The sequence below is a fragment of the Pseudomonas helvetica genome, from assembly GCF_039908645.1.
In the GTDB taxonomy this organism is placed as follows: Bacteria; Pseudomonadota; Gammaproteobacteria; order Pseudomonadales; family Pseudomonadaceae; genus Aquipseudomonas; species Aquipseudomonas helvetica.
Window position 1 is genome coordinate 2,563,657 of record NZ_CP150917.1, and the last position, 20,497, is coordinate 2,584,153.

A 20,497-nucleotide genomic window follows, 5' to 3' on the forward strand; every position below is an offset into this window, starting at 1 on the left:
TCGCCAGGCCGCGGCAAGCGGCGCCATTCGACGTCGAAGGGAATCGTATGAGTTTGCTACCTGACGCGGTTTGCTGGCACGAGGGCATGCAGTTGCTGCCCCAGCATTTTCAGTTGCAAGGTCTGCGCGCCGAAGCGTTGGTCGCGCATTTTGCCAAGGCCTGCAACCCCTGGTTCTGGGGTGTCACCCATCTCGACATCGACCCTTCGGCACTGAGTGCCGGGCACGTTCGCTTGCTCGCCTTGCAGGCGACCTTGCCGGATGGTTTGCCGATCAACGTGCAGGCCGGTGTGGGACCGATGCTGGAACTCGATGTCAGCGAAGCGGTCGATGCAACGGACAATGCCACTGTGACCGTGTACCTGGCGGTTAGTCCGTTGTGGCGTGCCGGACAATTACTGCCACTCACCGGACGCTTGCAATCGGTAATCGGCGATGCCTTGCCAGACCTCACCAGCGGTCAATACCCCGAGTCGATTACGGTGTGGCGACCCAATCCGCGTTTGTGCACGCAGTTGAACAAGGCCGATTCGATCTGTGTACCGCTGGTGCGTATTCGCAAGGAAGGCGGCGGCTTTTTGCAGTTGCCCTACACCGCGCCAACGCCGTGTCTGCTACCGGAGTCGGTGTTGGGCCGTCGGGTCGGCGGCCTGTGCGCCCGGGCCCGAGAGAAATGCATGTTTCTGGCCGGTCGCTTGCGCCAGGCACAGCAAGCTGGCAATCAGGATGATGCTGCGGAAATTCGTCGCCAATTGACCGCACTCTGGGCGCGTCTGCCGGAAGTCGAGGGTTTGTTGAGCAGTCGGTTGGCGACGCCTCAGGCGTTGTATGGTCTGCTGCTGGGGCTGGCCGGTGCCTGGTCGGCGCTTGATCCGCTGGCAGGGGTGCCGGCCTTTGCCGCGCTGGATTTTCTCGAGTTGCAGCGCGGCTACGAGAGCGTACTCGACTGGCTGGACAAGACCCTCGAATTGATTCGCGCCGGCTATCGCAGCCTGCCGTTCGAACGCCATGAACACCTCTTCTCGATCCAGTTGCCCGACGATCAGCCAAGCCAGCGCCTGGTGATCGGCTTGCGCATGCCCAATGGTGCAAGCGAGCAGTCTGCGAGTGAATGGTTGAGTCGGGCGATCATCGCTTCCGCGCCGCACGTTGCCCTGCTCGGTCGACAACGCATGCGCGGTCTGGCGCATGAGGCCATGAATCGCAACGAACAGGTGGCCTACAGCGTGGGCGAAGATACCCGGTTGTTTGTGGTCACCGCAGAGGGCCAATGGTTCGACGGGCAACTGCCGCTGCAGATTGTCGCGCCGGCCTCGCAGCTGGCGAGCAGCCCGTGGCAAGTGGTGCTGTTTGTCGCTCAAGCCAGTGAAAACGCTTGATCAGGGAAGGGGAATCGAATGCCTGAAGGGAACGTCGGCAGCGCTGCACGAGGCCTCCACGAAGCGCCACTGAGCAGTGCTTTTCGCCAGGCCTGGCAAGAGTGGTCGCAGGCCTGGAACGAACAGCCCAAAGACAGTGACGATGAAGCGTTGGTCGAGGCCGTCGTCGAGTTTTCCACGCAGATTACCCAGCGTTTGTGGCGAACCGCGTTTGCTAAAGTCGGTGATGCCGCCACCGAACAGGTGACCGCCGTAGTGTATGCGTTTGTCGCGTTGATCGACGAGACCCTGTTGTTTACCGCCTGGCCAGGTCAGCTCGGCTGGCAGGACAAACCGCTGGAGTCACGGATGTATGCCAGCCGTCAGGCGGGCGAACGGTTGCCACTGGCGATCAAGACATTGCTCGACGACCAGGTGCCGGCCACTCGGGATCTGGCCAACGTGTATTTGCAATGCCTGGTACTGGGTTTTGAAGGGCGTCTGCGCGGCGAGCAGAACCAGCTCCAGCATGAGAAGTGGCGGTTGGCGTTGTTCGCGTTTGCCTGGCAACACGAGCCCGATTACGCCGATGTCAGTGCTCGGCTGGAGCAGCCTTCAGCGGTGACTCCCGTGCAGTTGCCCCTGCGTCTGTCGCTACCCGACGGCTTTCGGCTGGCGCTGGCGATCCTTGGCGTCGTGCTGTTGATGACCGGGTTGGGGCAGATGTTCTGGCGTGACATTCGTCAAGAGCTTGAGCCGGTCATGCACCTTTCCGAAACGGCAGCGGCCCAGGAGCAAAACTCATGAGCACCCTGGGGATTGTCGCAACCGTCGTCGCGGTGCTGTTGTTGCTGGCGGTGTTGCTGGTGGCGGTGTGGTGGTTGCGCACCCAGAGCGGTGCGGCGATTCGCAGTTTTTATCTGTCGGTCCGGCACATGGAGCAGGAGCAAGGCACGCAGGATCGCTATCAGATTCCGTGGCTGCTGATGCTTGGCAACGAAACCCAGGGCACTCAACTCTGTGCCCAATGGCGCTTGCAACCCACCGACAAACCGGCCTGGTTCGGGCGCTGGTGGTCGGACCCCGAGGGCGCGGTGCTGGTGGTGCCACAAACGTTGTTTTTGCCTGATGAAGGCTTGAACCTGCAACGTGGCGGCTGGTGGCGTCTGTTGGGATTGATCGTGCGCCTGCGCAGCAAGCGGCCTCTGGACGCGGTGATCTGGACCGTGCCAGCCAGTCAACTGGGCGATCCGGAGCTGGCCGCCAGCCTCGGTCTGGCGGCACGGCGGCGCTTCATCGATCTGTTACAGCGTTTCGGTCTGAGCCTGCCGGTGTATGTGGTGATTACCGGGATGGAGGAAGTGCCGGGCTTTCAGACGTTGATTGCTGCACTTCCGGTCGAGGCACGTGAACAGGCGTTGGGCTGGTCGTCGCCGTATTCGCCTGAGGCGGTCTGGCAATCGCACTGGAGTGATCAGGCGCTGGATCAGGTGAGCCGGGCATTGTCTGAATCGATCATCGAGATCGGCGCCTTGTCCGGGCATTTGAGCAACGAACTGTTTGCCTTGCCGGACCGTTTCGAAGCGCTGCGGCGCACACTGCAAACGTTGCTTGAGCCGGTTTTTCAGGGCAACGCACAAGGTGAGGCGCCGCGTTTTCGAGGGATTTACTTCACTGCCAACCAAGCGCCGGAGAGTACTCGGGAGAGCTTCTCGGCCTATGACACGGTGTTGCAGCAGAGCGCGTTTGCCCGGCAGTTGTGGCAGCGCCGGATTGTCGCCGAACGTGGCGTGGCTCAGGTCGTACCGCGGATTTTGCGGCTGCGCCAACGCTGGCAACGGGTGACCGGCGTGGTGGCGCTGGTGGTCGGGCTGGTGTGGGCGATCGGTATGGTTTGGGTCTGGCACGACTCGGTCAAGGATGCCCATGAGTTGTCACGCTTGCTGCAAGGTGCGCAGAAAAATTATGTCGCGGTCACGGACGAAAGCCATCGACTGGAACCGACGCGACGTAACGTCGAAAGTTTCTGGCGGGTACTGGAACGAGCCCCGCGCTGGACGTTCAGTTCGGTGGTCTTTCCCACCTCCTGGTTTTCCTCGCTGGATGCGCAGCTGGAGGACGAACTGCGGCTCACTGCTCAGCGGCACTTGCTGGTGCCGCTGCAAGAGTTGCTGGTGTCGGACCTGGCGCAGCTCAAGGCGATCCGCAATACCGAGCGTCGAGTGAACGTGGAAAGCGAAGACCCGGCGCAATGGCAGAACTACGTCAAGGCCAAGGAACTGGTCGAGCGCGCGGTGCGTCTCGAACAACAGAACCAGTGGTTCAATCAGGCGTTGAACAATCCCCGGAGCCCGCTCGATGACCTGGTGCTGTTGAGCAATAACGCCTTGTCGCTGAACCTCAACGTCGGCACGTTGCGTCGCTCGGCCTTCTATAACCGGGTACTGCTCAATTCCGACACCAGCGGGTTGAAAGCGCTGGACCTGAGCGCGGAGCGCTCGACCATCTCGACGAATTTTGAAGGACTGATGGAGCGCTGGCTGGACCAGTACTTCCTGGCTGACAACTTCGTGCGTCAGGCCGGCTATCTCAAGCTGCAGCTGGAGCGGCTGGAGTCCGGCAGTGGCAATTCACTCAGCGAGCTCGAGGACTTGAGGGCGCTGATTGACGACCTGCAAGCGTTGATTGGCTTGACCAACTCGGCGTGGGGACGAGGCAAGGGCCAGGACCTGGTGCCGGGCTACCGCGAGCTGATGGATAAAGTCCGCCAAAGCGCCTTGCTCGGGCCGCAACTGGAGCAACAACTGGACATGCAGGCGTCGAAGTTGCAGCAGAGCTTTCGTGATCAATGGATTGCCCAGGCAGGCTCGCGTGGCAATTTGCTGGTTCAGCAAGGCAGCGGACAACTGGCGTTGCAAGAGCATGTCAGCCAGCTGGACAACGCCGTGCAGGCGTTGTTCAAGCGCGATTTCGTGGCTATTGCACTGCGTCAGGATGATTCCAGCCTCAGTGCTTCACAGGGGCAGAACGCCGACAGCGATGGTCTCAACAGCGCATTGAATTACTTCGCCAGTTACAAAAGCTACGTCAGCGAAGAGCTGCCACGTATCCCGCCAGCCTACCGGGGCGCACTGCTTCAGGCGGCGGAAGGGGCGGCGGCCAAGGCGATGTGGCTCAGCCTGGAGGAACAGGGCGGCCAGGTGCAGCAAGGCACAGGGTTCAATGTGCAGGCCTCGCAGGCGGTGGCGTTGCAAAAAGCCTTTGTCGAGTTGCGCCGCAGTGACCTGGCTACCCGTTTGCAGAACGCACTCAACCGCCGCGCGTTGGCCGAGGTCGCCAATGGCCTGAACGAAATAATCGCCCAGCCGCTGTTCAGCGAAAGGACCAGTATTGCGCGCTGGGATGGTTCGAAAAACCTCGGCTTGCAGCTGTACGGTGCCAGTGATGTGCAGGACCTGAAGCTGAGCCTCAAGCAGCAGTTCAACACCATGTTGGGTATTACCGAACAACGTACTTCGGCGTTGGAGTGGCTGAAGGTCCAGCAGCAGAATCTGTCGGGACTGGATTACGAACGGGTTGTGCAGTTCAGTGCCTTGAATGATGAACTGCTCAAGTACAAGGAGCAGAATCCTGCCAGCTCTGCGGCACAGATCGAACAGTTGGTGAGCCGGGACTTTATCGACATGGATGCCGGGTCCTGCGCACAAATCCTGCAAACCGCCAACCTTTCCGGTGGCCGTGGGACGCTTGCCCTGAGGGCTCAGGAACTGCAGCAAACCGCGATGCAACGCTGCCAGTCGCTGCAGCAGCAACAGGCTTCGGCGGCGTGGAACGACCTGGCCAACTATTTCAATCAGTACCTGGCCGAGCGTTTTCCATTCTCCAATGGCACGCAGGTGACCGATGCCGACCCGGCGCGGGTCCAGCATTTGCTGGAATTGATCGACAAGCGCCTGCCGGTGGCGCAAGCCGGTTTGCAACTCAGCCGGACGCCGGAACGGTTGGCCGCCGAGGACTTTCTCAATCGCTTGAAACAGGCCAGCACTTGGCTCGGGCCGCTGTTTGTGCGAGATAAAAGCGGCATTCTCGGGGTGGAGATGGATGTGCGCTGGCGCACTGATCGCGAGGAAGAGCACGGCGCCGATCAGGTCATTGCCTGGGGCTTGAATGCCGGTAATCAACAGATCAGCTACCCCGGCGAGGCCCAGCAGAACCTGCGCTGGATGGTCGGCCAACCCGTCAGGTTGACGTTGCGCTGGGCCAGGAATGGTCCGCAGCGGCCGGTCAGCGACCCGTTGCAACCGAACCTGGTGATCAGGGACCTGGAAGCTGGCTGGGAGTACGGCGGCCCTTGGTCGTTGCTGCGGCTGATGCGTTCGCACCAGTCGAATCAGCGCCAGCCAAGCATGGACTACACCGATTTTCCACTGACCTTGCGCTTGCCGGTCGCCGCGAGCACCAGCATTGAGGAGCCGACACAGATGTTCATGCGCCTGTCATGGATGACTCAGGGATCAAAACTGCAGTTGTCCATTCAACCGTTGCCGACCCGTGCGCCGCGTTCACCCTTTGTCTCGACGGGTTCGACGGCGGCCATCGTGACGAACGAGGAGGGCTTGTGAGTTTGCCGTCACTATCATTGTCATCGCCGCTGCCGGAGTTGATCTCACAGTTGCTCGAACCGATCAGCGATGAAGCGCCCTGTGGCCAGGACCTGCGCTATGAGCCTGAGTTCGATCAGTTGCGCGAGCTGCGCCGCGAGGACGATACCAGTTTGCCGACAGGGGTCTGGCAGTCGTCGATCAAGCGTGCCCAATGGCCGGAACAGGCAAAGCTCGCCAGCCGTTTGCTGCTGGAGCGCAGCAAGGACTTGATGCTCAGTGCCTGGCTCGGCGAGGCCTGGTTGCATCTGGACGGCCTGGAAGGGTTGCCGGGCAGCCTGGCGCTGGTGGCGGGGTTATGCGAGCGCTACCCCGAGCAACTTCACCCTCAGGCCGAGGAGGGCGATCAGTCGTGGCGGGTGATTCCTCTCGAATGGCTGGCAAGACGCTACAGCGAAGTCCTGCTCACCCGGGTGCCGCTGTTCGACACGCGCACCAGCGAATTTGCGGATTTCTGCCTGGATGACTGGCGGCGCTTGCAAGTGCAGCAGGTGATGGTCAATGACACCAAGGCCGCAAAAACCTCAGCTGAAACCGCGCGCAACGAGCAGAAAAAACTCACCGAACAGATTCGCGCGACACCGCTGTCCTTCTGGTTGCGCAGCCAAGGCAGCCTGTTGCTGAGCTTGCAGCATCTGCAACGGCTGGAGGACTGGAGTGATGCCTACCTGGGCAATCAGGCGCCAGGCTACAAATCATTGCGGGGCATCATCGAGGCGCTGTTGACGCTCGTTCAGGAGTTCATCGCCATGCATCCACGTCAACCCACCCAGGCCCCGGTCGAGCCACCGCAGGTCCAGGCGCCACAAAACACTCTGGAGCCAGAGCCTGCGCCAGCCCAACAGGCACTGCGCGAGCCGGTGAGTCGCGAAGAGGCTTATCGGCAACTGCTACTGATTGCCGAATACCTGGCGCGAACCGAGCCCCACAGTCCGGTGCCTTACTTGATCAGGCGCGGAGTGGAGTGGGGCAATAAACCGCTGAGTGAACTGTTGGGCGAGTTGATATCGGCTGACGCGGAGTCGCGCCGACTCTGGACGTTATTGGGTGTGCTCTAAACATCGCAGCGCCTCTCAGAGCGGCTTGGGCAACTTGATGGGCGTCAACACCGGATGACCGGAGAAAAACGCCATCAGGTTCTGCCCGACCAGTTCAACGGTTCCCTTGGTCGCTTCCGGCGACAGGCCGGCCACATGCGGCGTGAGGATCACGTTGCTCAATACCTTGAGCGCATCCGGCACCTGAGGCTCTTCATCGAATACATCGAGCGCGGCACCGGCGATCCGCCGTTGCTCGAGCGCGCTAACCAGATCGCTGGTAGCAACCACGCTGGCGCGGGCAATGTTGACGATAAAACCCTGGGGGCCCAAGGCATCCAGCACCTGCTTGTTGACCAGGTGCTGCGTGCCGATGCCGCCGGGCGTGCAAACGATCAGAAAGTCAGAGACCCGAGCCAGTTCGGTGGGCGTTGAGCAAAAGTCGTAGGGGATGTCGCTGAGCAACTGGCGGCTGTGGTAACTCACCGTCATGTCGAAGCCGTTGGCGGCACGTTTGGCGATGGCCATGCCGACGGCGCCGAGCCCCAGAACACCCAGGCGCTTGCCGGCCAGTGACGGGCGCATGATCTTCGGCCATTCACCGCGTCGCACCGCCGCGTCGCACCGAGGGATGTCACGCACCAGCGACAGCAACAAGGCCATCGCATGATCGGCCACCGACGAGGCGTTGACGCCAGCACCATTGGTGACGGTTATACCGCGGTCGCTGGCGGCTTGCAGATCGACCTGCTCGTATCCGGCACCGATTACGCAGATGATTTTCAGGTTCGCCAGCGCGGCGATTTCATCGGCATACAGCCCCAGCGGGCCGCGCGTCAGCACGGCATCGATCTGCCCGCGATGACTGGCGATGGCCTGGGCACGCTCGGCGGGAGTGGGGGCGAGAATCAGGTGGAAGCCTTGATGTTCGAGAATCGGCAGGTAGTCGTTAATGGTTTCAACCAGTACCAGTACGGTTGCAGGCATGCTGGGCTCCTGTAGGCATTGGAATAAGCGGTTCAGATTGCTGACTACAGAGTGGTTTGGCAATTACCAAAAGTTGCAGAACTCAGTGTAGGAGCTGACGAAAGCAATAAAGCAAGATCAAAAGATCGCAGCCTGCGGCAGCTCCTACGCGATCACAATCGTTGCGGCGAATGTGGTCAATGTAGGAGCGGCCATAGGCTGCGATCTTTTCAGCGCATCAGAACCTGGCGTCCGCTGTGTTCATTAATTTCACGAACGCCCCGCCAAGGGTTGCATTGTGGTGCTCAATGATCATTTTGGCCGATAACGCCGCAGTGTCCATGCAGGTGTGAGCATCGGCGACGAGCGTAACCTGTAAGCCCTGTTCGGCTGCGGCTCGGCAGGTACTGTCGATGCAGTACTGGGTTTTCATGCCGACGATGAACACATGGTTTATCGAGGCGTCGGTGAGTTGTTGTGCCAGTCGAGTTCCGAGGAAGCAATTGGGGCGGGTTTTATCGAACAGGGTGTCGACATTCGCATCCAGCTCCAGCTCGGGAAGTAATTGCCAGAATGGGCTTCCTGCCTCAATGGGCGAACCCTCAGGACCGGTGTGTCGTACCGCATAAATCGGCACTTCGCGCGCTCGGGCCCGGTGAATGAGCTGGCGGATGTTGGCAAGTACTCGCTCGCCGTCGTGGGGCTTGTCCGGGCCGTAGAACAGACCGACCTGCATATCGATGATCAAAAGTGCCGATGACATAGGTGTTTCTCCATGAAGTGCCGAACGGACGGGAGAAACAACAAGGCCCCGTCCATTGCTGGCGGGGCCTGGGGTTCACTGCGCTGTATTTATCTCAGCCAGCCACCGCACGACCCGCCGGAAGCGGTCGTGGTGGTGCGGGTGAGGTTCAGCGCAGCGAAGTTCATGAGGCCGATCATGCTGTGGGTTCGGCAAACATGTCAATGCAGTCGCAAGGCGATTATTGAGTGCACTCGGCTCGCCGATTAAGCGCCCCCATAAAAAGCAGCTTCTTCGGATTGCTCGCGTTCAGCCGGCGGATTGTGTGGGCTGTGGCGCGTAACGCCTTTTCCGAGCATCTGATCTGCATAACCATTCCTCAGCTAAGTCTTTGCTTCTGCTGATTAATCCCGGACAATCGCGCCCCTGTTTCGGCCAGGGCGCTGCCTGTCAGCTTTTTCTGACTCGTCCTGACCGAGTGGCAAGTGACCGGAATGCGGAGATCTGACCGGATGAATGATCAGGCCAATAGCGTTGATGAACGCTATGAAGCGGCGGCACCAGCGAGCCTCAGCAGCTGGAATCGCCATGACACCACCTGGATGCTGGGCCTGTTTGGCACGGCGATTGGTGCGGGTACCCTGTTTTTGCCGATCAACGCAGGCCTCGGCGGTTTCTGGCCGCTGTTGATCCTGGCGTTGTTGGCGTTCCCCATGACCTTTTACGCACACCGTGGCCTGACCCGCTTCGTGTTGTCCGGTCGCGCAGGGGCAGACATTACCGAAGTCGTCGAAGAGCATTTCGGGATCAAGGCCGGCGCCCTGATCACCTTGCTGTACTTCTTCGCGATCTTTCCGATCCTGCTGATCTACAGTGTTGCGCTGACCAACACCGTGGGCAGTTTCCTCGAACACCAGTTGCACATCATGCCGCCGCCACGGGCGATTCTGTCGTTCGTGCTGATCCTCGGTCTGCTGGCCGTGGTGCGCTGCGGCGAGCAGATGATCGTCAAGGCCATGAGCCTGATGGTGTACCCGTTCATCGTGGCGCTGCTGTTTCTGGCAGTGTTCCTGATTCCGCACTGGAACGGCGGCATTCTCGAAACCGCGAGCACCTTGCCCGAGCCTTCGGCATTGCTGCACACGCTGTGGCTGGCGATTCCGGTGATGGTGTTCTCGTTCAACCACTCGCCGATCATCTCGGCCTTTGCGGTGGACCAGAAGCGTCGTTATGGCGCGCACGCCGAAGAGCGCAGCTCGCAAATCCTTTCTCGCGCTCACACCTTGATGGTGGTGATGGTGCTGTTCTTCGTCTTCAGTTGCGTGCTGACCCTGTCGCCAGCACAACTGGCCGAGGCCAAGGCGCAGAACCTGTCGATCCTGTCGTACCTGGCTAACCACTTCAGCAACCCGACGATCGCGTTCGCCGCACCGTTGATTGCGTTCGTGGCGATTTCCAAATCGTTCCTGGGCCACTACATCGGCGCCAGCGAAGGCCTCAAGGGGCTGATCGTCAAGAGCGGTCGCCGTCCGGCACCGAAGACCCTGGACCGTATGACCGCAGCGTTCATGCTGGTGGTCTGCTGGATCGTCGCCACGCTGAACCCGAGCATCCTGGGGATGATTGAAACCCTCGGTGGCCCGGTCATCGCGGCGATTCTGTTCCTGATGCCGATGTACGCGATCCGCAAGGTGCCAGCCATGGCACGTTATCGCGGCCAGGCCTCCAACGTCTTCGTGACGCTGGTGGGCCTGGTGGCGATTTCGGCGCTGATTTATTCGCTGACCGCCTGATTCAGTGAGGCAACGGCCGTTGCGCTTTATATGCGCAGCGGCCGTTTTTTTTTGCTCGGTCGAAAAGCTTGGCGCAGACCCTCTGCGCGGGTTATCGGGGGCAAACTGATCCAGCTCACATGTCATGGCGGATTTGAGGCTACGCTTGTGCCTGCAAAGCAGTGTGATCGATGTTCTGTTTTGTGCCGTTGTCGATCTGGCCGGCTTGGAATTGATTGCCTGGAGACACCTGATTGCCGACTGATCCACCGACTGTAGCGCCCCAAACCACCACCGAGCGTCCTAACCGTTTGCAGGACCTGTTGGCCGGCTTATCGATTGCCGGTCTGCTGCTGCCCGAGGCTGTCGCGTATTCGAGTATTGCGGCCCTGGCGCCGCAGGCCGGGGTAATTGCGCTGTTCGCTGGCTTGCTCTGTTATGGACTGTTTGGCACCAGCCGATTTGCTATCGTTTCCGCAACCTCTTCGTCAGCCGCCGTGCTGGCGGCCGCCACGGCGACATTGGCCAATGGCGACCCGCAACTACGTGCAAGCCTGGCCATCGGCCTGGTACTGGTGACCGGCGCGTTCTTTTTACTGGCCGGATTGTTCAAGCTTGGCAGGGTGACGTCGTTCATCGCCAAACCGGTATTACGCGGCTTTGCCTTTGGCCTGGCGCTGACGATCATCCTTAAACAGCTCGCCAGCGTAGTCGGCGTGCACCTGAGCAACGGCAATCCGATTCGTTTTTTGCCGGAGTTGCTGGAGCAACTGCCTCAGTGGAACTGGGTCGCCGCCGGCGTGGCTGCGGTGGCGCTGGCCTTGTTGTGGTTGTTCGGGCGGTTCCGGCGCTTGCCGGGTGGCTTGCTGGTGGTGGTGATCGGCATCGCGGCGGGGCAATGGCTGAACCTGCCGGCCTACGGGGTCAGGATGATCGGGGTTATCGACCTTGGCCTTGAGGTTCCGAAGCTGCCGGTGCTGCCTTTTACCGACTGGTTACGCCTGGGAGAACTGGGCTTTGCCATGGTGATGATCCTGTATGCGGAGTCCTACGGCTCGATCAGCTCCTTCGCACTCAAGCACGGTGATCGGGTGTCCTCGAACCGGGATTTGCTGGCGTTGGGGGCGTCGAACCTGGTGTCCGGGTTGTTTCACGGGATGCCGGCAGGGGCGGGCTATTCCGCGACTTCCGCGAATGAGGCCGCCGGCGCGACGTCGCGTTTGGCCGGTGGCGTGGCAGCGCTGGTGGTGCTGATCATCGTCCTGACAGTGCTGCCTTATATCGCCTTGACCCCTGAACCGATACTGGCCGCGATCGTCATGCATGCGCTGGGCCGTGGCTTGAGCCTGCAACCGTTGGGGCGCTATTTTGTCTGGCGACGTGATCGCCTGCTGGTGATCTGCGCCGTGGCGGCCGTGTTGGTATTGGGGGTGCTGGACGGCTTGCTGGTGGCGGTGGCGATCAGTGTGCTGCTGATGCTCAAGCAAATGTCAGCGGCGGATATCCAGGTTCTCGGGCACATCGGCACCGGGCACGATTTTGTCGACGTGCAACGTCATCCATTGGCCAGGGCCGTGCCGGGGATGCTGATTGTCCGACCGGGCGAAGCGCTGTTTTTTGCTAACGCGGAGCGAATTCTCGGCGGCGCATTGCACTTGATTCGGCACTCTGAAACGCCGATTCACACAGTGATTCTCAGCCTGGAAGAGTCACCGGACCTGGACGGCACCAGCATCGAGGCGTTGCAGGAGTTTTTCTTGCGGGTACGCAACGAAGGCAAGCGCCTGGTGCTGGCGCGTCTCAAGCTCGAGGCGCAAGCGGCACTCTCGGCGCTACCGGAAGTCAAGCGTTTGCAAGTCACTCTCTGTGACTTGAGCGTCGACGGGGCGGTGCAGGAGGCGCTTAAAGGCCAAGGGTAAAACCTTCGTGCATAAAAAAACGCCGCGCACCTTACGATGCGCGGCGTTTTTTTGTGGCGAGAGAGCTTGCTCCCGCTGGGTCGCGAAGCGGCCCAAAAATCAAACACCGCGAGTATTCAGATAGAATGCGGGGCTGATTTTACGACTGCTCCGCAGCCGAGCGGGAGCAAGCTCCCTCGCCACAGGCGTTAAGCTTGAATGACCGGGATGTTGGCATTCGCTGCAGCTTCACGGAACTCGGCGATCTGGTCGAAACTCAGGTAGCGATAGACATCGCTGGCCATAGTGTCGATTTCTTTCGCGTAGGCCATGTACTCCTCGACGGTCGGCAGGCGACCCAGGATCGAAGCCACCGACGCCAGCTCGGCCGAAGCCAGGTAGACGTTGGCGCCATCGCCCAGACGGTTCGGGAAGTTACGGGTCGAGGTCGACACTACGGTGGAGTTCGGTTCTACGCGAGCCTGGTTACCCATGCACAGCGAGCAGCCCGGCATTTCCATGCGCGCGCCAGCCTTGCCGTAGATGCCGTAGTAGCCTTCTTCGGTCAGTTGGTGAGCATCCATCTTGGTCGGCGGCGACAGCCACAGACGGGTTGGCAGCTGACCCTTGACCTGATCCAGCAGTTTACCGGCAGCGCGGAAGTGACCGATGTTGGTCATGCACGAACCGATGAACACTTCGTCGATCTTCTCGCCAGCAACGCTGGACAGCAGACGGGCGTCGTCCGGATCGTTCGGCGCGCAGAGCACAGGCTCTTTGATATCGTTCAGGTCGATTTCGATGATTTCAGCGTATTCGGCGTCAGCATCGGCAACCATCAGCTCAGGGTTGGCAATCCAGGCTTCCATCGCTTGAGCACGACGTTCCAGGGTGCGCGCATCGCCGTAGCCTTCGCCGATCATCCAGCGCAGCAGGGTGATGTTGGAGCTCAGGTACTCGGTGATCGACTCTTTCGACAGCTTGATGGTGCAACCGGCAGCCGAACGTTCAGCCGAAGCGTCGGACAGCTCGAAGGCTTGTTCGATGCTCAGGTTGTCCAGGCCTTCGATTTCCAGGATGCGGCCGGAGAAGGCGTTCTTCTTGCCTTTCTTCTCTACGGTCAGCAGGCCAGCCTGGATCGCGTAGTAAGGAATGGCGTGAACCAGGTCACGCAGGGTGACGCCCGGTTGCATTTTGCCTTTGAAGCGCACCAGGATCGATTCCGGCATGTCCAGTGGCATCACGCCAGTGGCTGCGGCGAACGCGACCAGACCGGAACCGGCCGGGAACGAGATGCCCATCGGGAAACGGGTGTGCGAGTCACCACCGGTGCCGACGGTGTCCGGCAGCAGCATACGGTTCAGCCAGCTGTGGATGATGCCGTCGCCCGGACGCAGGGAAACGCCGCCGCGGGTCATGATGAAGTCTGGCAGGGTGTGGTGAGTGGTGACGTCGATCGGCTTTGGATAGGCCGCGGTGTGGCAGAAGGACTGCATCACCAGATCGGTCGAGAAGCCCAGGCACGCCAGGTCCTTCAGTTCGTCACGGGTCATCGGGCCAGTGGTGTCCTGGGAACCGACGGTGGTCATTTTCGGTTCGCAGTAGGTACCAGGGCGAACGCCGGCTACGCCGCACGCCTTGCCGACCATTTTCTGCGCCAGGGTGAAACCCTTGGTGCTTTCAGCTGGAGCTTCCGGCTTCTTGAACAGGTCGGACGGTGGCAGACCCAGTTCGGCACGCGCCTTCTCGGTCAGGCCACGGCCGATGATCAGCGGGATACGACCGCCAGCACGGACTTCGTCGAGCAGGACCGGGGTCTTCATTTCGAAGGTGGTCAGGATTTCGTCGCTGTTGTGCTTGGTGACTTTACCGGCATGAGGGTACAGGTCGATCACGTCGCCCATGTTCATGTTGGTGACGTCGAATTCGATTGGCAGTGCGCCGGCATCTTCCATGGTGTTGTAGAAGATCGGAGCGATTTTGCTGCCGAAGCAGAAACCGCCAGCGCGCTTGTTCGGCACGTAAGGAACGTCGTCGCCGAAGAACCACAGCACCGAGTTGGTTGCCGATTTACGCGAAGAACCGGTACCCACTACGTCGCCGACGTAGGCGATCGGGAAACCTTCGCCGCGCATGGTTTCGATCTGTTTCATCGGACCGGTAACGCCTTGCTCGTCCGGCACGATACCGTCACGGGCCATTTTCAGCATGGCCAGGGCGTGCAGCGGGATGTCTGGACGCGACCAGGCATCAGGAGCAGGGGACAGGTCGTCGGTGTTGGTTTCGCCGGTGACCTTGAATACACGCAGGCTGATCTTGTCGGCCAGCACCGGGCGGTTCTTGAACCACTCGCCGTCAGCCCAGGATTGCAGTACGCCTTGAGCGTGGACGTTGCCGTTCTTGGCTTTTTCCGCGACGTCGTGGAAAGCGTCGAACATCAGCAGGGTGTGTTTGAGTTGCGCGGCAGCGACAGCGGCCAGTTCGGCGGAGTCGAGCAGGTCAACCAAGGTCACGATGTTGTAGCCGCCTTGCATGGTGCCAAGCAGTTCAACAGCGCGCTTTTTGTCGATCAGGGGAGAAGTGGCTTCGCCTTTGGCCAACGCAGACAGGAAGCCGGCCTTTACATAGGCTGCTTCGTCCACTCCAGGCGGAACGCGGTTGGTGATCAGGTCAACGAGGAAAGCTTCTTCGCCAGCAGGAGGATTCTTCAGCAGCTCAACCAGGCCTGCAGTTTGTTCGGCGTTAAGCGGCTGGGGAACGATACCCAGTGCTGCACGCTCTTCGATATGTTTGCGGTAGGCTTCAAGCACAGTTATTACCCTCATCAGTGGTCCCAAATGGGTGTCCGGGACGCTCATCCCGAAATTGCCGTACTCATGCGCTGCGTGGCGTTGTGGGCCGCTTAGCCAGAATTACCGACAATTCCTTACAGAAGCTGCTTTCAAAGTTTTACGCCTGCAGAACGGGGAGCTGATGAGGGTTGGCGCTGAGTTTTTCCCCGCTGGAAATACTCATCGCCAACACCGCTCTGAAGGAACGACTGTGCTCGTGACGCTTTGAAAACAGCTTCTAACGGACATTGGCGCCTTAAAAGGCTGGCTGATTCTACGGCAAAAAAAAATTAAAGGTAAGTTAGGCCCTGAACTTTGAGGGGTGATGAATGTTAGACAAAGGGCTAACATGCCGACCTGTTTTGCTTTCTCGCGTTCTGCCTACCTATGCCCAATCAAACCATCAAGACTCCCTGTGTCGGCCTCTGTTCCACTGTTTACGGTGATCTGGTGTGCCGTGGCTGCAAGCGTTTCCACCATGAAGTGATTCACTGGAACGGTTACAACGAGGAAGAAAAGCGCGCCGTCTGGTTGCGTCTTGAGCAGCTGTTGGTGCAGGTGATGGCCGGGAAAATCGAGATTTTCGATCCCTGGCGGCTGCGTGAGCAACTGGAGCAGCGCAAGATCCGTTTTGTGCCGCATCAGTCGGAATATTGCTGGGCGTACCAGTTGATTGCCCGGGGGGCGCGGGTCATCAATAATCTGGAAGCTTATGGGATGGTGTTGTTGCCGGAGTTCCGCGACTGGAATTTGCTGGAGTTGCGTGATGCCATTGATCGGGAGTTTTTCCTGCTGTCGGAAGCGCATTACCAGCGTTATATCGCGCCGGGTTTTCTCAGGGATGCGTTTGGCGGTTGATCCTGGCGGCCTGACAGCCGACCAATCTCCCGCAGATGTACACAGAACTACTGTAGGAGCCGAGCTTGCTCGCGATGGCGGCCTGATAGCCGACCAATCTCTCGCAGATGTACATAGTCCCACTGTGGGAGCCGGGCTTGCCCGCGATGGCGGCCGGACAGCCGACCAACCTCTTGCAGGTGTACGTATCCATTTCTGCGGTAACGGCCACTTAGGGTTTCGCCCTGACGGCGAGTCCCTTTTGGCAAACGCCCCAAAAGGAACCAAAAGGTCTCGCCCCAAGCGTACGGCACCTCGCCTAGGCTCGGCGTTCCCTCGTTCCGGTATTCATCAGGGGGCATCGCCTACGGTCTGCTTCGCTACGACCTCCTCTCGATGTGTTCGACTTCGTCGAACGGCGCTGCGCGCCTACCCCCTGATGAACACCTCCACTCGGCCTCCCGAAGGGGCGGGTGGATCAAGATCAACGGCGGCAGGCGAGCTAACGCTCGGCCTGTTGAGTGGTGGGGCGGGCGCGGGGGGCGGGGGTGGGCGCTGCGCTTTATTGTGTGCCGTAGGCTGCGATCTTTTGATCCTTAGTTGTCGTAACCCAGGTTAGGTGCTAGCCAGCGTTCACTCACGCTCAGCTCCTGGCCTTTGCGAGCGGTGTAGCTTTGCACTTGATCCTTGTCGATTTTGCCGACGGCAAAGTACTGCGCCTGTGGGTGGGCGAAGTACCAGCCGCTGACGGCGGCGGCCGGGAACATGGCGTAGTGTTCGGTGAGGAACACTCCGCTGCGACCGGCGTGCATTTCGCTGGCCTCGGGATCCAGCAGTGCGAACAGCGTGCCTTTCTCGGTGTGGTCCGGGCAGGCCGGATAGCCGGGGGCAGGGCGGATGCCGGTGTATTGCTCTTTGATCAGCGCCTCGTTGTCGAGGGTCTCGTCCTTGGCATAACCCCAGTAGTTTTTACGAACCTGCTGGTGCAGCCATTCGGCACAGGCCTCGGCCAGACGGTCGGCCAGTGCCTTGACCATGATCGAGTTGTAGTCGTCGCCAGCGTCCTGATAGGCCTTGGCGACTTCTTCGGCGCCGATCCCGGCGGTGGTGATGAAGCCACCGACATAGTCGGTAATGCCGCTGTCTTTCGGCGCGACGAAGTCGGCCAGGGAGAAGTTCGGCTTGCCGTCGGTCTTGATGATCTGCTGGCGCAGGTGATGCAAGCGGGCCAACGGCTTGCCGTCGTCGCCATAGACTTCCAGGTCATCGTCATGCACCTGATTGGCCGGCCAGAAGCCGAACACCGCACGGGCGCTGATGAGCTTCTCGTCGATCAGTTTGGCGAGCATTTCCTGAGCGTCGGCGTACAGCGCGGTGGCAGCTTCGCCGACCACTTCGTCCTGGAGGATGCGCGGGAATTTACCGGCCAGGTCCCAGGAGATGAAGAACGGTGTCCAGTCGATGTACTCGGCCAGCACCTTCAAGTCGATGTTGTCCAGCACCTTGGCGCCGGTGAACGTCGGCTTGACCGGTTCGTAAGAACTCCAGTCGAACTGTGGCTTCTTGGCGATCGCCGCCGGGTAGCTCAAGCGTTCGGTGCGGGCGCTGCGGTTAGCCGTGCGCTCGCGGACTTCGATGTATTCCTCGCGGGTTCTCTCGACAAAACCGGCCTTCAGTTCCTTGGACAGCAACTGCGTCGCCACGCCGACGGCGCGAGAAGCGTCGGTGACGTAGACCACCGCATCGTTGCTGTACTTGGGTTCGATCTTCACTGCCGTGTGGGCTTTGGAAGTGGTCGCGCCACCGATCATCAGCGGCAGATGGAAGTCCTGGCGCTGCATCTCGCGGGCCACGTGGACCATCTCGTCCAGCGAAGGCGTGATCAGGCCGGACAGGCCGATGATGTCGCACTTCTGCTCTTTGGCCACTTGCAGGATTTTTTCGGCCGGGACCATCACGCCGAGGTCGACGATGTCGTAGCCGTTGCAGCCGAGTACCACACCGACGATGTTCTTACCGATGTCGTGGACGTCGCCCTTGACCGTGGCCATCAGGATCTTGCCCTTGGCTTCCGGCTTGTCGCCTTTTTCCAGTTCGATGAACGGGATCAGGTGCGCCACCGCCTGCTTCATCACGCGGGCGGATTTCACCACCTGCGGCAGGAACATCTTGCCGGCGCCAAACAGGTCGCCAACGATGTTCATGCCGGACATCAGCGGGCCTTCGATGACCTCGATCGGCCGGGCGAAGGACAGCCGGGATTCTTCGGTGTCCTCCACAATGTGCGTGGTGATGCCTTTGACCAGCGCGTGCTCCAGACGCTTATTGACGTCCCAGCTGCGCCATTCTTCGGTCTCGGCTTCCTTGACGCTGCCATCGCCCTTGTACTTGTCGGCAATCGCCAGCAGCGCGTCGGTGCCGTCCGGGGTGCGGTTGAGGATCACGTCTTCGACCGCATCGCGCAGCTCGGCCGGGATCTGGTCGTAGATCTCCAGTTGGCCGGCGTTGACGATACCCATGGTCAGGCCGTTGCGGATCGCATACAGCAGGAACACCGAGTGGATTGCTTCACGCACCGGGTTGTTGCCACGGAACGAGAACGACACGTTGGACACGCCGCCCGAGGTCAGCGCGTAAGGCAGTTCGTCACGGATATAGGCGCAGGCGTTGATGAAGTCGACTGCATAGTTGTTGTGCTCTTCGATACCGGTGGCGACGGCGAAGATGTTCGGGTCGAAGATGATGTCTTCCGGCGGGAAGTCGACTTCGTTGACCAGAATGTCATAGGAGCGTTTGCAGATTTCCTTCTTGCGCGCTTCGGTGTCGGCCTGGCCGGCTTCGTCGAAGGCCATCACCACCACGGCAGCGCCATAGCGCTTGCACAGTTTGGCGTGGTGAATGAACTGCTCGACGCCTTCCTTCATGCTGATGGAGTTGACGATGCCCTTGCCCTGGATGCACTTGAGGCCGGCTTCGATCACTTCCCATTTCGACGAGTCGATCATGATCGGCACGCGGGAGATGTCCGGCTCGCCAGCGATCAGATTGAGGAAGGTCACCATGGCCTTCTTCGAATCGAGCATGCCCTCGTCCATGTTGATGTCGATCACCTGTGCACCGGCTTCGACCTGTTGCAGGGCGACTTCCAGCGCTTCGGTGTAGTTGTCTTCACGGATCAGCCGGGCGAACTTGGCGGAACCGGTGATGTTGGTCCGCTCGCCGACGTTGACGAACAACGAGCTGCGATCGATGGTGAACGGCTCCAGGCCCGACAGGCGGCAGGCCTTGGGGATGTCCGGAATCTGCCGTGGCGCGTAGCCGGCGACGGCTTTGGCGATGGCCTCGATGTGTCCCGGCGTGGTGCCGCAGCAACCGCCGACGATATTCAGGAAACCGCTTTGGGCGAATTCTTCGATGACCTTGGCGGTTTGCGCCGGCAGTTCATCGTATTCACCGAATTCGTTCGGCAGGCCGGCGTTCGGGTGCGCCGAAACGTAAGTGCTGGCCTTGTTCGACAGTTCTTCCAGGTACGGACGCAGTTCACGGGCGCCAAGGGCGCAGTTCAGGCCGACGGAAATCGGCTTGGCGTGGGCAATGGAGTTCCAGAAGGCTTCGGTGGTCTGGCCGGACAGGGTGCGGCCGGAGGCATCGGTGATGGTCCCGGAAATCATGATCGGCAATTCGAAACCGACTTCCTCGAACACGCCCTGCACGGCGAAGATCGCGGCTTTGGCGTTCAGGGTGTCGAAAATGGTTTCGATCAGGATCAGGTCGGCGCCGCCTTCGATCAGGCCTTTGGTGGCCTCGGTGTAGTTCTCCACCAGTTCATCGAAGGTCACGTTGCGATAGCCAGGGTTGTTCACGTCCGGCGACAGCGAGCAGGTGCGGCTGGTCGGGCCCAGGACACCGGCGACAAAACGTGGTTTGTCCGGGGTTTCGAGGGTCTTGGCGTCCGCCACCTTGCGCGCAAGGCGTGCGCCTTCTACGTTTAACTCGTACGCCAGGCCCTGCATGCCGTAGTCGGCCTGGGATACCTGGGTGGCGTTGAAGGTGTTGGTTTCCAGAATGTCGGCGCCGGCATCCAGGTATTGCTTCTCGATCGCCCCGATTACGTCCGGGCGGCTCAGTACCAGCAAGTCGTTGTTACCCTTGACGTCGCTTGGCCAGTCGGCAAAGCGTTTGCCACGGTAGTCCTGCTCCTCGAGCTTGAAGCTCTGGATCATTGTGCCCATGCCGCCATCGAGAATCAGGATGCGCTCTTTGAGGGCTTGCTTGAGGACGTGTAGGCGAGCGCTGCGATCGGACATTAGGACTACCTGGTAAGGCCATTACGAAGGGTCGGAATAATAGCAAACCTGCGTGCAATTAGAGCATGAGCTGCTTTTGCATGAATAT

At 60.2% G+C, this 20,497-nt stretch carries 11 protein-coding genes; 7 read left to right on the forward strand and 4 right to left on the reverse strand.

The window, feature by feature from the left end:
• Positions 1-47: 47 nt before the first annotated feature.
• Genes tssK through tssA form a run of 4 tightly spaced genes read left to right on the forward strand, consistent with a single transcriptional unit; the run spans position 48 to position 7,077 of the window.
• Positions 48-1,379 carry a type VI secretion system baseplate subunit TssK gene (gene tssK, locus AABM55_RS11820; RefSeq protein ID WP_347929650.1) on the forward strand — a complete coding sequence of 444 codons (1,332 nt, stop codon included), beginning with the start codon at positions 48-50 and terminating at the stop codon, positions 1,377-1,379.
• 18 nt (positions 1,380-1,397) lie between these two features.
• Entirely contained in the window at positions 1,398-2,165 is a 768-nt protein-coding gene (locus AABM55_RS11825; protein WP_347929651.1) for a DotU/TssL family secretion system protein, read from the forward strand.
• Entirely contained in the window at positions 2,162-5,980 is a 3,819-nt protein-coding gene (locus tag AABM55_RS11830) for a type VI secretion protein IcmF/TssM N-terminal domain-containing protein (protein ID WP_347929652.1), read from the forward strand. Before AABM55_RS11825 ends, AABM55_RS11830 begins: the two co-directional genes overlap by 4 nt.
• A complete protein-coding gene (gene tssA, locus AABM55_RS11835) occupies positions 5,977-7,077 on the forward strand; it encodes a type VI secretion system protein TssA (RefSeq protein ID WP_347929653.1) in 1,101 nt (366 codons plus the stop codon). Before AABM55_RS11830 ends, tssA begins: the two co-directional genes overlap by 4 nt.
• A 15-nt stretch (positions 7,078-7,092) precedes the next feature.
• Here tssA and AABM55_RS11840 read toward each other — a convergent pair whose 3' ends face one another.
• Together AABM55_RS11840 and AABM55_RS11845 are read right to left on the reverse strand one after the other, a co-directional pair.
• The gene (locus tag AABM55_RS11840) at positions 7,093-8,043 is read right to left on the reverse strand and encodes a 2-hydroxyacid dehydrogenase (protein WP_347929654.1); all 951 of its coding nucleotides are present in this window, start codon (positions 8,041-8,043) and stop codon (positions 7,093-7,095) included.
• 217 nt (positions 8,044-8,260) lie between these two features.
• Positions 8,261-8,785, reverse strand: a complete 525-nt coding sequence (locus AABM55_RS11845) for a cysteine hydrolase family protein (protein ID WP_347929655.1) — start codon at positions 8,783-8,785, stop codon at positions 8,261-8,263.
• A gap of 491 nt (positions 8,786-9,276) precedes the next feature.
• Here AABM55_RS11845 and AABM55_RS11850 point away from each other — a divergent pair, with 491 nt between their 5' ends.
• Positions 9,277-10,557 (forward strand): serine/threonine transporter, encoded by a 1,281-nt coding sequence (locus AABM55_RS11850; protein ID WP_054596780.1) that lies wholly within the window; start codon positions 9,277-9,279, stop codon positions 10,555-10,557.
• Between the two features lie 233 nt (positions 10,558-10,790).
• Positions 10,791-12,455 (forward strand): SulP family inorganic anion transporter, encoded by a 1,665-nt coding sequence (locus AABM55_RS11855; RefSeq protein WP_054596781.1) that lies wholly within the window; start codon positions 10,791-10,793, stop codon positions 12,453-12,455.
• 188 nt (positions 12,456-12,643) lie between these two features.
• Here the strand turns inward: AABM55_RS11855 and acnB are convergent, their stop codons facing one another.
• Positions 12,644-15,244, reverse strand: coding sequence for a bifunctional aconitate hydratase 2/2-methylisocitrate dehydratase (acnB, locus tag AABM55_RS11860; RefSeq protein ID WP_347930020.1), 2,601 nt, complete (start codon positions 15,242-15,244; stop codon positions 12,644-12,646).
• A gap of 408 nt (positions 15,245-15,652) precedes the next feature.
• Between acnB and AABM55_RS11865 the strand changes: the two genes are divergently transcribed.
• Positions 15,653-16,123 (forward strand): DUF1289 domain-containing protein, encoded by a 471-nt coding sequence (locus AABM55_RS11865; RefSeq protein WP_347929656.1) that lies wholly within the window; start codon positions 15,653-15,655, stop codon positions 16,121-16,123.
• 575 nt (positions 16,124-16,698) lie between these two features.
• Here the strand turns inward: AABM55_RS11865 and metH are convergent.
• Entirely contained in the window at positions 16,699-20,409 is a 3,711-nt protein-coding gene (gene metH / locus AABM55_RS11870; RefSeq protein ID WP_347929657.1) for a methionine synthase, read from the reverse strand.
• Positions 20,410-20,497: the final 88 nt, after the last annotated feature.

What these genes read in the sequence shown, in the direction of transcription:
- tssK (WP_347929650.1), top strand. Translation starts at nt 48, where the DNA reads ATGAGTTTGCTACCTGACGCGGTTTGCTGGCACGAGGGCATGCAGTTG.
- metH (WP_347929657.1), bottom strand. Translation starts at nt 20,409, where the DNA reads ATGTCCGATCGCAGCGCTCGCCTACACGTCCTCAAGCAAGCCCTCAAA.
- AABM55_RS11845 (WP_347929655.1), bottom strand. Translation starts at nt 8,785, where the DNA reads ATGTCATCGGCACTTTTGATCATCGATATGCAGGTCGGTCTGTTCTAC.
- AABM55_RS11830 (WP_347929652.1), top strand. Translation starts at nt 2,162, where the DNA reads ATGAGCACCCTGGGGATTGTCGCAACCGTCGTCGCGGTGCTGTTGTTG.
- AABM55_RS11825 (WP_347929651.1), top strand. Translation starts at nt 1,398, where the DNA reads ATGCCTGAAGGGAACGTCGGCAGCGCTGCACGAGGCCTCCACGAAGCG.
- AABM55_RS11850 (WP_054596780.1), top strand. Translation starts at nt 9,277, where the DNA reads ATGAATGATCAGGCCAATAGCGTTGATGAACGCTATGAAGCGGCGGCA.
- AABM55_RS11865 (WP_347929656.1), top strand. Translation starts at nt 15,653, where the DNA reads ATGCCCAATCAAACCATCAAGACTCCCTGTGTCGGCCTCTGTTCCACT.
- AABM55_RS11840 (WP_347929654.1), bottom strand. Translation starts at nt 8,043, where the DNA reads ATGCCTGCAACCGTACTGGTACTGGTTGAAACCATTAACGACTACCTG.